Genomic DNA, 14,908 nt, shown 5'->3' with positions numbered 1-14,908 from the left:
CGCGATTGGGGTTCCGCTCATGCCAGTGGCATATGCCAGAGGGGTGCGCCCCAGCTGACAGCTCCGGGGCGCGCCCACAGGCTCGTCAACTGCCGCCCCATACGGGGGTTTCGGCGGCTATCGTGGGGCGAAAGCTTGCGGTCACAACCTGGTAGGGGGCACCGTGGCGTTGAAGCCCGAGCCGACCGCGCCGTTCCACTCGGTGCAGTACGCCCTGCGCGTGCTCGAAACGGTTTCCCAGCACGGCAACGGCGTGACCGATGCCCAGATCTCCCGCGAGACGGGGCTGCCCACCGGCCACCTCGCCTCCCTGCTCCTCACCCTGCGCCGCGAGGGTTACGTGGAGCAGATCAGCGACGGGGCGTACGTCATCGGCGCCTCGCTGCTGCTGCTCGGCTCCGGGGCGGCCCGCCGCCAGACCCTGGAGGACCGTCTCCAGCACGTCCTGACCGAGCTGCGCGACTCCGTCGGCGCGGCGGTCTATCTCAGCCGGTATGTCGACGGCGAGGTCAGCGTGGAGCAGGTCGCGGACGGGCCGCTGACACCGGCGGTCAACGAGTGGGTGGACTTCCGCTCCTCCGCGCACGCCAGCGCGGTCGGCAAGTGCCTGCTGTCCCAGCTCGACCACGACGGGCGGCGCGACCACCTCTCCCGGCACCGGACGGCCCGGCTCACCTCCCGGACGATCACCAGCGAGAAGATCCTCTTCTCCCAGCTGGACGCCCAGTCCGCCACGGTCCCGATGCTGGATCTCCAGGAGTACGCGGTGGGCACCGTCTGCGCGGCCGTGCCGCTGACGGCCGGCTCCGCCGCGGGCTGCCTCGCCCTGTCACTGCCGATCGAGGACGCGCACCGGCTGCGGGCGGCTGCCGACATCCTCAGCCGCCGGGCGGCGCCGGTCCTGCTGTCGCTGGCGCTGTAGCGGCCGGGACCGGTGCGCGCTCCGTAGCGGCCGGACCGGTGGGCGGGCCGTAGCCGTCGGGGGCCGGTGCTCGCGGGCGGTAGCGTCACCGCCATGTACGCACCGATTCCCGCGCTGAACCTCCTCAAGGAGTTCGAGGACGGCGTCGACGACTCCTTCGCGCCCGGCTTCGAGCTGATCGCCTTCGGCGAGGACGACGGTGGCTACCCGCGGCTCTCCGAACGGATCCGCCCCTTCGCCCGGGCCACCGGCTCCGGCTCGACGTACGCGATCTGGCTGCTGGACGACCGCGCCGACCTCGCCACGCTGCCCGTGCTCCTCCTGGGGGACGAGGGAGGCGTCCATGTCGTCGCCCGTGATCTGCCCGAGCTGCTGCGCGTCCTCGCCTCCGGCTGGTCCCCGATGTGCGGCTGGGACGACGTGGACTACTACGACGAGCGCGAGGAGGGGGGCGGGGACGAGGAGGGCGGATACGACCCCTGCCCCCGGAACCCCGCGTTCCGGGCCTGGCTGCGCGAGCACTTCGGCCTGGAGGCCACCGAGGACCCGAACGCGGTCGTCCGTGCGGCCGGGGCCGAGCTGGGGGACGCCTTCGCCGCCTGGATCGGTCCGCTGGTCCCGGACGCGGTCGCCGCCCGGGGGACGGCGTAAGGGGCGCGGGGGACAGCGTAAGGAGCGCGGGGCGGCGGCCTCTCCCGGGGCCTCGGAAGGCGGGGCGACGAGGGGTGTCACCAGCACTCATCCGGACCGGGTATTATTTTCGAGTCAGCAGGCGCCGTTAGCTCAGTTGGTTAGAGCAGCTGACTCTTAATCAGCGGGTCCGGGGTTCGAGTCCCTGACGGCGCACGACACCCAGTGGGCGGTCTCCTTCACGGAGGCCGCCCACTGTGCTTTATCCCTGGTCAGAGCGGTCTGCCGTGCTCGGCACAGCGGGCGAGTCGGGCCTCCAGGCCCTCGGCGCCGAGCGGCGCGTACGAGCCGTCGCCGGCCGGGTCCGGCCCTGGGTGCGGATCGCGGCCTTGGGCGCGCCGGTGGAGCCGGAGGTGAAGTAGAGGAGCATGCGGCTGTCGGCGCCGACCGGGGCGACGGCGTCGCCGGGCCGGGCGCCCGCGTAGGGGGCGCGCAGGGCGGCGAACGCCTCGGTGTCGGTGACCAGGACCGTACACCCGGCAGCTCCAGGCCATCGAGGAGCGGTAGGTGGGCGCGCTCGGTGATCAGGACCGGGGCTTCGGTGTGCAGGATGTCGCGGCCGGCTCGGGTCCGCGCCGGGTCGGGTTGATCCCCGCGACGGCGGCCCCGGCCAGGGCCGCCGCGCTGAGTCACAGCGGGAACTCGGGGGTGTTGTCCAGCAGTAAGCCGAGGTGCGGCTCACCGCCTCGCGGAAGAAGGTCCGCGAGGAGCGCCGCCCGTGCGGCGGCGCCCTCGACCACCTGGTGATGACTGAGCACGGTGGGGCCGTGCTTCAGGGCGGGCCGGTGGTCACCCCATTGACGTCGTACGAGCTCCGCGACGGTGCCGGTACCGCTCATGGCGCCGCACGATAGCTGAGGAGCGTCAGAACTTGACGTCGGAGCAGGCGTAGAACGCGTTGGGGGTGTCCGCGACGTTCCAGACGGCGAGAATGACGTGCTTGCCGTTCTTCTGCGTGGGGATCGTGCCCTGGTGGGTCAGGGTGGACGGCGGCTGCTTGTTGCCGTACGGCACGGTCATGAAGGGCTGCGATTCGAGCGCGGCCCGGGTGAGCGGCTTGGTGGAGTCCCAGCCGTCCTTGGTGATGTAGTAGCGGAAGTCGCTGGTGGAGTGGCGGGCGGTGAACTGCCAGCGGAAGCTGTAGCCCTGTCCGCCGGTGACCTGGGTGGCGGGCCAGTTGCCGCCACGCGGGTCGTCGAGCTGGGCGAACTGCCCGTTGCCGCCGGCGCAGATCTTGCCGTCCGCCGGTCCTGCCGCCGGGAAGCCCTTGAGCCCCTCGACGCTCTGCGGCTCCCACTGGATGTTGCCGCAGCCGGTCACCGTGCCGTTGGCACAGAGTTTCTGACGGCTGATCGGGGAGTCCGTGTAGCCGTGGCTGCTGGCGCTCGTGGTCGCGAGCACCGAGACGCCCGCTATCGCCAGACCGATCACGGCCGCGCTTGCCTTTTTCCGCATGGGCTGTCGCTCCTCTAGAACGTGGGGGAGGTTCCATGAGCATTGCTCGACTGCTGCGCGCTTGGTGCGTGGTGCGTGGTGCTGTGCATGCGAGGTACTGCGGTCTAGACCAAGTCCTAGATTATTGACGCGACGTGAACATGTCCAGACCAATGAGGGGTCATATTCCAGCGGGTCGGCAGACTGCCCCGAACCGCCACCGCACCCTCTCCGACCTCGCCCGGCACCCCCCGAGCACCTCAGGCCCCGTCTCCTCCCCCGCTGCGACCGGTGTAGAAGGCGACGGTCAAGTCCTTGACGAGCGCCTTGCGTTCGTAGTCGTCGAGGTCGACGATGCCGCGCGTGGTGAGCCGGTTGACGGTGTCGTCGACCGCGTCCACCACGGAAGTGAGCACGCTGTCCCGGTGCTTCGAGTCGATCGCGGCGATCCGCCGCCGCTGCATCGCCGCCGCGACCTCGGGGGCGTACTCGATGCCGGTCGGCTGCGCCGAGTACACCTCGACGCCCACGGGTTCGCAGTCCGCCTTCAGCATCCGGGTCAGGGCGTCGCCGACCGCCTCCGCGTCGCGCAGGCTCGGGGCGTCCTCGTGGAACGCGTCGGCGGGCAGCTGCGAGAGGACCCGGGCCATCGCGGCCTCGACCTGCGCGCTCAGGTACGCCTCGTGGTCCTCGATGCCGAGGACCGCCCGGACCGTGTCCTCGATCCGCCACACCACGAGGACGACCACGCGCAACGCGGTGCCGTTCGCGTCGACGGCGGGCAGCGGCTCGCTGCGCCAGTGCCGCAGCCGTACGTCGACGCGGCGGCGCAGCAGCAGGGGCGAGACCCAGACGAGGCCGGTGCGCCGGACGCTGCCCCGGTAGTCGCCGAAGAGCGTCAGCACCCACGCGTACCCGACCCGGCCCCGGCCGAGCCCGCCGAGCGCGAGGAGCACCACGGTGGCGAGGACGGCGAGCAGGGCCCCGGCGCCGAAGCCGATCCCGAGGTCGGGCCGGGGGGCGAGACCGGCGGCCGTCTGCCAGGCGGCGGGCAGCGCGCCGCGCCACCACAGGACGGCCAGTCCGCCGGCGATCGCGGCCGCGCCGACGAGGAGGGCGGCGAAGCCGGGCAGGGCGGGGCCGGGCCGTTCGGCGAGGCGGGGGTCGGCGACCGGGGCGGGCCGGGTCGACGGCTGGACCCGCGTCCGCGACGAACGCGGCACGGGGGGCCGCCGGGTGGCGGGCGAGCGGTCCCCCGTGGCGGGGCGGCGGACGACGGCCGCGGGCAGCGCCGCCGCGGCGCCCGGCTCGGCCGGCGCCTGGTCGTCGCGGAAGAGGAGGTGTACGGGGATGGAGGCGGTGGTCTCGTTGGCGATGACGGAGTGGCGGCGGCCGGGGTACGAGGGCGTCGCCGCGGCGGGGCCGGGGGTCGCGGCGGCGGTCGGGGGCGCGGGCACGGGCCCGGGAAGGGATACGGGCACGGAGAACGTGGCGGAGGCGGCCCGGTCGCCGGAGGCCAGGTCCAGGACGAGGTCCAGCTCCGTGTCGGGGCCGGGGTCGTCCACGGGTCCCCTGGCGGGGGCGTCCTGGGTCCCGCGTCCGACCGGTCCCGTCCGGGCGGGCCGCTTTCCGCCCTCGGGCTCGGCCCCGTAGGAGGGGTGCGGGGTCCACTCCGCCGAGGGTTCCGTCCTCAAACGCCGGACGGGCTTGAAATAGAGGTTCCCGTCGAGCGGCACGGGGGGCGCGGGGGTGGGGCGGTCCGGGGTGGTGGCCGGGGCCGGACGGTCGGGGTGTCGGTCCGAAGCGGGGCTGGCCGAGGCGGAGCTGGCTGAGGCGGGGCTGGCCGAAGCGGGCCGGTCCGAAGCGGAGTCGGCCGAGGCAGGGCGGTCCCAGGCGGGCCGGTCCGAAGCGAGCCGGTCCGAGGCCGGACCATCCGAAGCCGGGCGATCCGAAGCAGCCTCCAGGTGCCGGTCCGAAGCCGGCCGGTCAGAAGCTGGCCGGTCCGAAGCAAGACGGTCCGAAGCCGGGCCGGCCGAAGCGAGCCGGTCCGAAACCGGGCGGTCCGAAGCGAGCTGGTCTGATGCGAGCCGGTCCGAAGCCGGGCGATCCGAAGCAGCCCCATCCGGGCGCCGGTCCGAAGCAGCCCCATCCCGGTGCCGGTCCGAAGCAAGCCGGTCCGAAGCGAGCCGGTCCGAAGCGAGCCGGTCCGAAGCGAGCCGGTCCGAGGCCGGACGATCCGAAGCCGGGCCGCCCGAGGCCGGACGATCCGAAGCGAGCCGGCCCGAAGCCGGGCCGTCCGAGGCCGGGCGATCCGAAGCAGCCCCATCCAGGTGCCGGTCCGAAGCCAGGCGGTCCGAAGCAGCCCCATCCGGGCGCCGGCCCGGGGACGGACGGTCCAGGTGCCGGTCCGGGGTCGAGCGCTCCGGGGTCGGGGCGAGGTGCAGGCTCACGTTCGGGGGTTCCGCGGCCGTCCGGGGCGGCGTGGGCGGGGTCTGGTCCGTTTCCGGCGGCGGGGGCTTCTCCCCGACGGGGCGGAAGAGCGGTGGCGGAAGCCTGTCGCCCCGTGGCAGAACACCGCCACCCCCCGACGGCGGCGGAAGCTCGCCGTCCGGCGGCAGGGCGCTGCCGTCGGCCGACGGCAGGACGCCGGCGCCCACCGCCAGCGGGGCGCTGCCGTCGGCCGACGGGAGGGCGTCCCCGCCCACCCGGCCGAACAGGGGCGGTGGCAGCTCACCCGCCCGTGACCGGGGGTCCCCACCCGCGTGGTCGGACGGCGGAGGCGGCGGCCCGGCGTCCAGGCGCGGCGGAGGGTCGGCCTCCGGCACGGGGGCCTGGTCGACGGCCGGGCCGAAGAGCGGGGGTGGGGGGCCCTCGCCCGGTGGGGCGAAGAGGGACGGCGGGAGTTGGTCGTCCAGGGGGTGGGGGGTGAGGCTGGTCCGGGGAGTCTGGTCGTCGTTGGGGGTCACCGGTTTCCGCTTCCTTTCCGTCACGTCCGTCACGCGAAGAGCCGGCGCCAGGTCTCCGGCCCCGGATAGCCGTCGGCCGCCCCGCCACGCCAGCCCTGGGCCCGCTGGAACGCCTCGACGTTGCGGCGGTCCGCCTCGGTCCAGCGCGGGTCGGGGCCCGACACGTAGTGCTTGCCGTATCCCTTCTTCACCAACTGTTCGCCGAGCCGGTCGACATGGCTGTTGGACTGACCCGGCTTGAAATAGCCGCGCCCGGGGAACGCGACGGCGGTATTCGGGCTGCCGCCCGTGCCGGGGGCCGGAATGTTCCGTCCGCCGCCGGTGGCCAGCAGGCGCCAGGTGTGCGGGCCCGGGAGGCCGTCCGCCTCCTCGCCCTGCCAGCCCTGCGCCCGCTGGAACGCCTGGGTCGCCCGCCGGTCGGCCGCGCTCCACACGGACCCGGGGCCGACCGCGTAGAAGCGCTTGCCGCCCCGCTCGACCAGCATCCGCCCGAGCTGGGTCACGTACTCGTTGTCGACGCCGGGGCCGAACCGCTCGGCCCCGGGGAAGACGGTGGACGATCCGGAGCCGGGCGATCCCTCCGTGACCCCCTTGTACCGATATGCCACGTAACGGTCTGAGTTGCTCCAGTACGCCAGGGGCGTCGACTGCTTCCGCGTCCGCGGGCGCGCCTGCTCGTAGGCGACGTAGTGGGTGCGCGCGGCGTCGGTCCAGCCGCCGAAGATCGTGACGTGCGAGCCCTGGGAGGGGTCGGCCGGGTCGTGGAAGAGGAGGATGTCGCCGGGCTGGAGGTCGGCGCGGGCGATCCGGGTCCCGTAGGCGGCGAGGCTGCCGGTCCACTCGTTGCTGCCGAGGTTCCAGGCCATCGAGACATAGCCCGAGCAGTCCTGGCGGTAGCCGTCCGACCAGTACTTCTCCATGCTGTACGGGACCTTCGCGCCCACCCACCGCTTGGCCCGGTCGATGATCTCGGCCCGGGTCGTCTTCGGTGCGGCCGCTCCGGCGGACGGCGGGCCCGAGGCGCCGGTGCCCCGCAGCGGACCCTTCTCGCCCTGCGGGGTCGACGGTTCGGGGTCGGCTCCCCCGTCGGCGCGCGGGGGTCCGGGGACCTGCCCGGCCGCGGCCGCACCCGCGGCTCCGCAGGAGAGCACCACCCCGGCGGCCGTGGCCAGCACCAGGGCGCGGCGCGCGCCGTGCGCGGCGGGGTGGCCGCCGCTCCGCACCGGCAGGGCTCTCGCGGCGGAGCGCCGTCGCACGGCGCACCCCGCGCATCCGCAGTCGACTGCGGGTTCATACTCCTCGAAGACCGGCACACTCATGCGATTCCCCTCCGCACTCGTCATTCGTCAAGATCTTTGGGCGCAGCCGCAACGGGCGTCAGTGTCTCAACTCTCCTGACATATCGCATTTTGACGGAACAAAGGAAAAAAACGACTATCTGACGGGGCGTGGCGGCCGGTAAATGGTTCGGAGCACCCCTGGGAGTCGGGTAGAGTTCTCCAGGTCAGCAGGCGCCGTTAGCTCAGTTGGTTAGAGCAGCTGACTCTTAATCAGCGGGTCCGGGGTTCGAGTCCCTGACGGCGCACGCACAGTCAAAGCCCCCTCACTTTCAGTGAGGGGGCTTTGATCATTCCCCGTGCGGCATCCAGTGACACCCGACGGCCGCGCGCACGCACAGTCACACACCGAACTCCAGACCGTCACGGAGTGGTGACAGAGCGGTGACAGAGCGGCGGTGGAGGAGAAGCGAGCGCCGGTCTCCACTTCGTCACACCCCCTCCACAAGGTGCGGTCAAATCGTGCGTATGACCGACAAACAGCCCGTTTCATCCTTGCGGTCCTGTTCGGTCTCGGACAATCTGTCTGAAGACCGTCAGGTCCAAAGCGGCTGCTGATCCGTACAGTTGGCGCAGCAGACTGTGACGTTCCGGTTGTCTGCGCCGCGGGGTGGGGTCCCACTCGAGGGCGGACGCCGAGGGGGCATCATGCAACCGGAAGGCTGCCGTTCCATTTCTGTGGCGACGGTGGTCTGCCACCGTGTGCGTGCCCGGTGAAGAGCGGGGGCCCACCGCCCCACCGCGCACGAAGAGAGAGACCGAACAGGCACGCACCAGCATGCGTGCGGGGGGATGTACCCATGACGTCGACGCCGCCAGGCGACCGGCAGGAGAACGACGCTTCCCGGACGACGCAGCTCCGGATACCCGCGGGGCTGCGGACCGGCGCGGCGCGGCGGCGTGCCAAGAAGGAGCTGCCGCGCTACGACTACGAGCACTACAGCCGGCTCGCCGGACCGCTGACGCAGCCCCCCGCGGGCAAGCCGTACAAGGTCCAGTACCGCTCGCTCATATCGCAGGAGCCGCACCGGGTGCGCGCGTCGCTCCTGCTCGGCGCGGCTCCCCTCGTCTCGCTCGGCCTCTTCGCCTGGCTGATGCAGCCCAGCCACTGGACGGACCGCGATCCGAACCTGGACAACGACCTCCTGCTGGTCCTCGACATCGTCATGCTGGTCTCGATCGGTCTGATCGAGCTGTTCCGCACGATGAACGTCCTGTCCAACGCGCACGCCACCCTGGTCGCCCGCGACCCGGTCCCGGTGATCCCGGAGTCCGGCACCAAGGTCGCCTTCCTCACCTCCTTCGTCCCCGGCAAGGAACCGCTGGCCATGGTGACGAAGACCCTGGAGGCGGCCGTGAGGATCCGCCACCGCGGTCTGATGCACGTGTGGCTGCTGGACGAGGGCGATGACCCGGCGGTCAAGGAGGTCTGCGCCCGGCTCGGCGTGCACCACTTCTCCCGCAAGGGCGTGGCGCACTGGAACCAGGCCAAGGGCCCGCACCGCGCCAAGACCAAGCACGGCAACTACAACGCCTGGCTGGACGCGCACGGCGGCGACTACGACTTCTTCGCCTCGGTCGACACCGACCACATCCCGATGGCGAACTACCTGGAGCGGATGCTCGGCTACTTCCGCGACCCGGACGTCGGCTTCGTCATCGGCCCGCAGGTCTACGGCAACTACGACACCTTCGTCACCAAGGCCGCCGAGTCGCAGCAGTTCCTCTTCCACGCCCTGATCCAGCGCGCGGGCAACCGCTACGGCTCGCCCATGTTCGTCGGCACGAGCAACGCGGTCCGCATCTCGGCGCTCAAGCAGATCGGCGGCCTGTACGACTCGATCACCGAGGACATGGCCACCGGCTTCGAGATCCACCGCCACCGCAACCCGGCCACGGGCAGGAAGTGGCGCTCGGTCTACACCCCGGACGTGCTGGCCGTCGGCGAGGGCCCGACCGCGTGGACGGACTTCTTCACCCAGCAGCTGCGCTGGTCCCGGGGCACCTACGAGACGATCATCGGGCAGTTCTGGAAGGGCTTCGGGACCATGCCGCCCGGCAAGCTCTTCAACTACACGATGATGATCATCTTCTATCCGATGTCGGCCATGAACTGGATCCTCGCGGCCCTCAGTTGCGCGCTGTTCCTCGGCATGGGCGCCTCCGGCGTCCAGATCGACCCGACGATCTGGATGATGCTGTACGGCAACGCCTCCGCGCTCCAGATCGGCCTGTACATCTGGAACCGCCGCCACAACGTCTCGCCGCACGAGCCCGAGGGCTCCGGCGGTCTGGCCGGCATGGTGATGTCCGCGCTCTCCGCGCCGATCTACGCCCGCTCGCTGATGGACGCGGTGCTGCGCCGCAAGAGCTCGTTCGTGGTGACCCCCAAGGGCGACTCGTCCAGTCCGGACACGCTGTTCGGCACCTTCCGCATCCACCTGTTCTTCATCGTCGTGTTCGCCGCGTCGATGATCTCCTCGTTCTTCCTGGGCCACAGCCACCCCGCGATGGTCACCTGGGCCACGCTGGCGCTGCTGATCACCGCGGCGCCGATCATCGGCTGGCGGTACACCATCCGCGCGGAGAAGAAGAAGCGCCGGTCGGGCGGTTCCCACCGCAGCGGAGGGCCGGCCCCACAGCCGCGCCCCGCCCCCCTGCCCGGGGCGCCGGGCAACGACCAGACCATGCAGATCGCCCGGATCGCCCTTGGGGGACGTAAGAAATGAAGTACCGTCCGAGCCGCCGTACCCGCCGCCTGGCGATCAGTACGGCGGTGGTTGTCGCGCTCGCGGGGGCGAACGGGCCGTGGCTGTACCGCTTCAGCACCGAGCGCTATCACGAGTACAAGATCAACCAGCCGGAGTACAAGGCGGCCAACGGCCACTGGGACTTCCTGGACATCCCCTCCGAGCACCGGATCAACACGATCCACGCGGCGCTGCTGCACACCGGCAAGGTGCTGCTCGTCGCGGGCTCCGGGAACAACCAGAAGAACTTCGACGCGAAGAGCTTCCGCTCGGTGCTGTGGGACCCGAGGACGAACGTCTTCAAGGACATCCCCACGCCCGAGGACATGTTCTGCGCCGGGCACACCCAACTGCCCGACGGCAAGCTCCTCATAGCCGGCGGCACCAAGCGCTACGAGAAGCTCCAGGGCGACGTCACCAAGGCCGGCGGCCTGATGATCGTCCACAACGAGAACCCGGACAAGCCGATCACCCTGCCCGCGGGCACCCGGTTCACCGGCAAGGAGAACGGCAGGACGTACGTCTCCAAGGACCCGGTTCTGGTGGAGAAGGCGAAGAAGGTCTTCGACAAGCAGACCGGCGCGTTCCTGCGCAACGATCCCGGCCTCGGCCGGATATACGTCGAGGCGCAGAGGACCGGCAAGCAGTACGAGACCGGCACCGAGGACAACTACCGGGTGGCGGGCCTGTCCGGCTCGGACACCCGTAACGTCTACGGCATCGCGCAGAAGCTGGCCCTGGACAAGAAGGACTTCCAGGGGATCAAGGACGCTTTCGAGTTCGACCCGGTCGCGGAGAAGTACATACCCGTCGACCCGATGAACGAGGCCCGCTGGTACCCGACACTGACGACGCTCAAGGACGGCAAGGTCCTCGCGCTGTCGGGTCTTGACGAGATCGGGCAGATCGTCCCCGGCAAGGACGAGATCTACGACCCGGAGACCAGGGAGTGGGAGTACACCGGCATCGTCCGGAAGTTCCCCACCTATCCGGCGATCTTCCTGCTGAACGACGGCAAGCTCTTCTACTCCGGCTCCAACGCCGGGTACGGTCCGGCGGACGTGGGCCGTGATCCGGGCGTCTGGGACCTGTCGACGAACAAGTTCAAGAAGATCCCCGGGCTGAGCGACCCGGACCGGATGGAGACCTCGGCGACCGTGCGGCTGCCCCCGGCCCAGGACGAGAAGTTCATGGTGATCGGCGGCGGCGGGGTCGGCGAGTCGGAGGAGTCCAGCGAGAAGTCCCGGCTGGTCGACCTCCGGAAGAAGAACCCGCGGTTCACCGACGGGGCGTCCCTCTCCGAGGGCACCCGCTACCCCAGCGCCTCGCTGCTGCCCGACGACTCCCTGCTGGTCACCGGCGGCTCCAGCGACTACCGGGGGCGCGGCGGCTCGGACGTGCTCCAGGCCCGGCTGTACGACGCGAAGACCGACACGTACAGACAGGTCGCGGACCCCGCGGTCGGCCGGAACTACCACTCGGGCTCCCTGCTGCTGCCGGACGGGAGGGTCATGATCTTCGGCTCGGACTCGCTCTACTCCGACCAGGCCAACACCCGGCCCGGCGTCTTCGAACAGCGCATCGAGATCTACACCCCGCCCTATCTCTACCGGGACTCCAGGCCGGAGCTGACGGCCGGGCCCGAGAAGATCGAGCGCGGCGGTACGGGCCTGTTCACCACCCAGCACGCCTCCAGGATCACCTCGGCGAAGCTGATGCGGCCCTCGGCGGTCACCCATGTCACCGACACCGACCAGCGCACCATCGCGCTGGACCTGAAGAAGTCGGAGGACGGGATCACCGTCACCGTGCCGGAGAACCGGGCGCTGGTGCCGTCCGGTTGGTACATGCTGTTCGTCACCGACGAAGAGGGCACCCCGTCGCAGGGCATGTGGGTGGAGGTGCCCGAGTAGGGGCGGCCACGCACACGGCTGAGGCCGTGCCCGGGAGGAACGGGTCCTCCCGGGCACGGCCTTCGTCGTGTCCCGGGCTACTTCGTGGCGCCGGCCAGGCCCAGCGCGTACTCCGGCCACCAGGCACCGGCCTTCGGGCCGCCCTTGCAGTCGCCGTCGGACTCACCGGGTCGCTTGATCCACAGGTAGGCGTCGACCTGTTCGTCGCCGGTCCGGGTGGTCGGGGCCTCTCCCAGTGCTCGGCCCGGGGGGTTGCACCAGGTCTCGGCGGGGTCGCCGCCCGTGTAGGGGCCGTTGCCGTTGCGGCTGGTGTCGATGACGAAGGGCTTGTCGCCGATCTTCTCCGACAGCTTCTTGCCGAACTCCGTGGAGACGGCCGTCGTCTGGAAGTTGGAGACGTTCAGCGAGAAGCCGTCCGCCTCGGCGATCCCGGCCCGCTGGAGCGGCTGGTACAGGGCGTCGGGCGACTGCCAGCCCGCGTTGCCCGCGTCCAGGTAGACCTTGGTGGCGGGCTGCTGCTTCAGCCGCTGGATCGCGCCCTTGAGGAGGTCGTAGCGCTCCTCGTGGAACTCCTGGGGGGTGCAGCCGTCGACCAGGTGGAGCAGGGCGTCCGGCTCCAGGATCACGGTGGCGCCGCGGTCCCCGATGCCCTTGGCGACGGCGTCGAGCCAGGCCCGGTAGGCGTTGCCGTCGGAGGCGCCGCCCTTGGAGAACTGGCCGCAGTCGCGGTGCGGGATGTTGTAGAGGACCAGCAGGGCGTCCCGGTCGACGGCGGCCGCCGCCTCGGTGACGCCCTTGACCTCGGCCTCGGGGTTGTCCGGGCCGATCCACTCGCCGACCGGCTGCCGCGCTATCCTCCGGATTAGCTCGGCGTTCTTCTCGTCGCCGTCCTCGCTGTACGCGGCGACCTGACGGGCCGCGTTGCCGTCGGGGTTGACCCAGTACGGATCCTTGCCCTTGGGCTGTTGCTCGACGGCCGGCGCGCTCTTCCTCTCGTCGCCCTCCCCGTCGCCGGAGCATCCCGCCAGCAGCAGGGCCGCTCCGAGCGCCGCCGCCGTACCGGCCTTCCGCAGGCCCGCCACGCGCCCGCGCGTCCGGGACCGGCCGGTGTAACTGCCGTACATCCACTCCCCCTTGGGTGCACTGCCTGCACTGTTCATCACTGGTCGCACCGATGCGCTGCCGGTCCGATCCATCCTGGCACAGCGGCCGAGGACCCACGCTCCCACCCGTACAACGGTCACACCGGGGCACTGGTTCCGGACATCCTGTTCCAAAGCCGGTCATCCGTGCGACGACTCCCCCTACAGTGGCGGGCAACCCGGACCGGCCCACCCCTCACCACACCGACCTCCCGTACCGCGCCGGGCGACTCCCGCGGCCGGGCGCACGCGGTCGAGGACCGGCCCGGCCCGCACGCCCCGTGAGAGGCGGCCGGCCGGGCCGGGTTGACCGTGTGCTGTGTGACGTGTGGTGCGCGTGGAGCCGCGTGGTGCGCGTGGTACGTCCGTGAGTCAGCCGCGGCTGCCGTGGCCCACGGCCTGTACGCGCTCCCCGCCCTCCCCGGCCTCCTGCGCGTCCTGCGCGCCGGTGAGGTAGGCGGAGACGACCACGTTCGCCGTGTAGGAGCGGGTTTCGTGGTCGTACGTTCCGCCGCAGGTGATCAGCCGCAGCTCGGCCCGGCCGTCCTCGCGGGGTCCGTACGCCTTCCGCGCGTCGAAGCGTTCGCGGGTGACGAGCTGGACGTCGTCCACGGTGAACTCCGCGACGCTGCCGTCGGTCCGGGTGACCTCGATCCGGGCCCCCGGCTTCACCGCGCTGAGCCCGTAGAAGACCGCGGGCCTGGTGTCGGTGTCGACGTGGCCGACGAACAGGGCCGCGCCCTTCGCGCCGGGCTGGGCGCCGTCGCCGTACCAGCCGGCGGTCTTCGGCATCCCGTACGGGGGCGGGTCGATGGCCCCGTCCCGGTCGAGGCCGCGGGTGATGACGGGGGCCGAGATCCCCACGGAGGGGACCTCGACGCGTTCGGGGGCCGCCCCGTCGAGCGGGTCGTGGGCCGGGGCAGCTCCGCCCCGAGGGGGCGGCCGACCGCGGCCACGTCGCCGGTGGTGGGCCCCGACAGGCCGCCGAGCCCGCCGCCGGCCTCCCGGCCCCAGATCCACAGGCCGAGCAGCAGCACGGCCCAGGTCACTCCGGTGAGCAGTCGCCCGTTTCCTGCCGGGCGGTCCGGGGCTCCCATGTCAGCTGCCGGCCGGGTCGCGGCGCCGGCGCGAGGTGCGCAGGGCGACGGCGACGGCCGCGACGGCGGCGAGCACCAGACCGATCACCGCGTGCCGGGTGCCGGGGCCCTCGGCCTCGGTGGACCGCTCGGCGAGGGTGGCGGCGCCTCCGCCGCCCGCCTTGACGGGTGCGGCGGGCGAGGGGCGGTTGTGGTGGACGACGGTGAGGGTGCCGGTCGCCTTGCCCCGGCCGTCCTTGCACGTCACCCAGACGTCGTAGGAGCGGGGTTCGGCGTCGTCCCGGATCCGGGCCTCGGCGAAGAGGCCCTTGTCGTCGGCGGATCGGAAGTGTGCCTCCGCGGAGAAGGCGTCGGAGTTGCCGGTCGCCTCGCGGCCCTTGCCGCAGACATCGACCCACAGCTCCACCTTCCCGCCCGGGGCGATGGTGGACGGGGTGACCGAGACGGTGCCGGTGCGCCGGTCGTCGTCACCGGCCGGGGCGGCCGGGGACGCCAGAGCGGCGGGTGCGGGCACGGCTATGAGCGCGGCCGCCGCTGCGGCACAGAACGTGAGGGGCATGGAACGCATCGTGAACCTCCTACGGGAAGGTTCACGCCTGCGGCGGCGGCCCGCATCCGCAGTCCCCCATTCGAGCGACGTCAGGGCGGTTCCGACGG

9 protein-coding genes, 2 tRNA genes and 2 pseudogenes are annotated in these 14,908 nt (G+C 71.7%); 6 read left to right on the top strand and 7 right to left on the bottom strand.

The window, feature by feature from the left end; all coding sequences use genetic code 11:
• Positions 1-163: 163 nt before the first annotated feature.
• The 3 genes from AC3CH1_RS23770 to AC3CH1_RS23760 all read left to right on the top strand — a co-directional run bounded on the left by AC3CH1_RS23770 (position 164) and on the right by AC3CH1_RS23760 (position 1,768).
• The gene (locus AC3CH1_RS23770; RefSeq protein ID WP_488464774.1) at positions 164-922 is read left to right on the top strand and encodes an IclR family transcriptional regulator; all 759 of its coding nucleotides are present in this window, start codon (positions 164-166) and stop codon (positions 920-922) included.
• 93 nt (positions 923-1,015) lie between these two features.
• On the top strand, positions 1,016-1,573 hold the full coding sequence (locus tag AC3CH1_RS23765) for a hypothetical protein (RefSeq protein WP_488464773.1): 558 nt from the start codon (positions 1,016-1,018) through the stop codon (positions 1,571-1,573).
• Positions 1,574-1,694: 121 nt separating this feature from the next.
• A tRNA-Lys gene (locus AC3CH1_RS23760) sits at positions 1,695-1,768 on the top strand.
• Positions 1,769-1,904: 136 nt separating this feature from the next.
• Here AC3CH1_RS23760 and AC3CH1_RS23755 read toward each other — a convergent pair.
• From AC3CH1_RS23755 to AC3CH1_RS23740, 4 genes and pseudogenes are all read right to left on the bottom strand, one after another.
• A pseudogene (locus tag AC3CH1_RS23755) lies at positions 1,905-2,451 on the bottom strand (AMP-binding protein); the annotation flags it as partial.
• Between the two features lie 25 nt (positions 2,452-2,476).
• On the bottom strand, positions 2,477-3,067 hold the full coding sequence (locus AC3CH1_RS23750) for a lytic polysaccharide monooxygenase auxiliary activity family 9 protein (RefSeq protein ID WP_403908558.1): 591 nt from the start codon (positions 3,065-3,067) through the stop codon (positions 2,477-2,479).
• Between the two features lie 239 nt (positions 3,068-3,306).
• A complete protein-coding gene (locus AC3CH1_RS23745) occupies positions 3,307-5,394 on the bottom strand; it encodes an SPFH domain-containing protein (RefSeq protein ID WP_488466719.1) in 2,088 nt (695 codons plus the stop codon).
• Between the two features lie 647 nt (positions 5,395-6,041).
• The gene (locus AC3CH1_RS23740; protein ID WP_488464772.1) at positions 6,042-7,331 is read right to left on the bottom strand and encodes a peptidoglycan-binding protein; all 1,290 of its coding nucleotides are present in this window, start codon (positions 7,329-7,331) and stop codon (positions 6,042-6,044) included.
• Positions 7,332-7,523: 192 nt separating this feature from the next.
• On the opposite strand from AC3CH1_RS23740, the gene AC3CH1_RS23735 reads away from it, so the two are divergent.
• The 3 genes from AC3CH1_RS23735 (at position 7,524) to glxA (ending at position 12,012) form a co-directional block, all read left to right on the top strand.
• Positions 7,524-7,597, top strand: a tRNA-Lys gene (locus tag AC3CH1_RS23735).
• 552 nt (positions 7,598-8,149) lie between these two features.
• Positions 8,150-10,078, top strand: coding sequence for a glycosyltransferase family 2 protein (locus tag AC3CH1_RS23730; RefSeq protein ID WP_488464771.1), 1,929 nt, complete (start codon positions 8,150-8,152; stop codon positions 10,076-10,078).
• Positions 10,075-12,012, top strand: a complete 1,938-nt coding sequence (gene glxA / locus AC3CH1_RS23725; RefSeq protein WP_488464770.1) for a radical copper oxidase GlxA — start codon at positions 10,075-10,077, stop codon at positions 12,010-12,012. The genes AC3CH1_RS23730 and glxA overlap by 4 nt, the downstream gene beginning before the upstream one ends.
• 77 nt (positions 12,013-12,089) lie before the next feature.
• Here the strand turns inward: glxA and AC3CH1_RS23720 are convergent, their stop codons facing one another.
• From AC3CH1_RS23720 to AC3CH1_RS23710, 3 genes and pseudogenes are all read right to left on the bottom strand, one after another.
• Positions 12,090-13,136, bottom strand: a complete 1,047-nt coding sequence (locus AC3CH1_RS23720) for a glycoside hydrolase family 6 protein (protein WP_488466718.1) — start codon at positions 13,134-13,136, stop codon at positions 12,090-12,092.
• A gap of 390 nt (positions 13,137-13,526) precedes the next feature.
• Positions 13,527-14,251, bottom strand: a pseudogene (locus AC3CH1_RS23715) (class F sortase).
• 1 nt (position 14,252) lies between these two features.
• Positions 14,253-14,819 carry a hypothetical protein gene (locus AC3CH1_RS23710; RefSeq protein WP_488464769.1) on the bottom strand — a complete coding sequence of 189 codons (567 nt, stop codon included), beginning with the start codon at positions 14,817-14,819 and terminating at the stop codon, positions 14,253-14,255.
• Between the last annotated feature and the right edge of the window lie 89 nt (positions 14,820-14,908).

The organism is Streptomyces sp. MGP-P1 (assembly GCF_057766565.1).
Note: the sequence above shows the minus strand (reverse complement) of the source record. Positions and strands in the feature narration are given on the sequence as shown.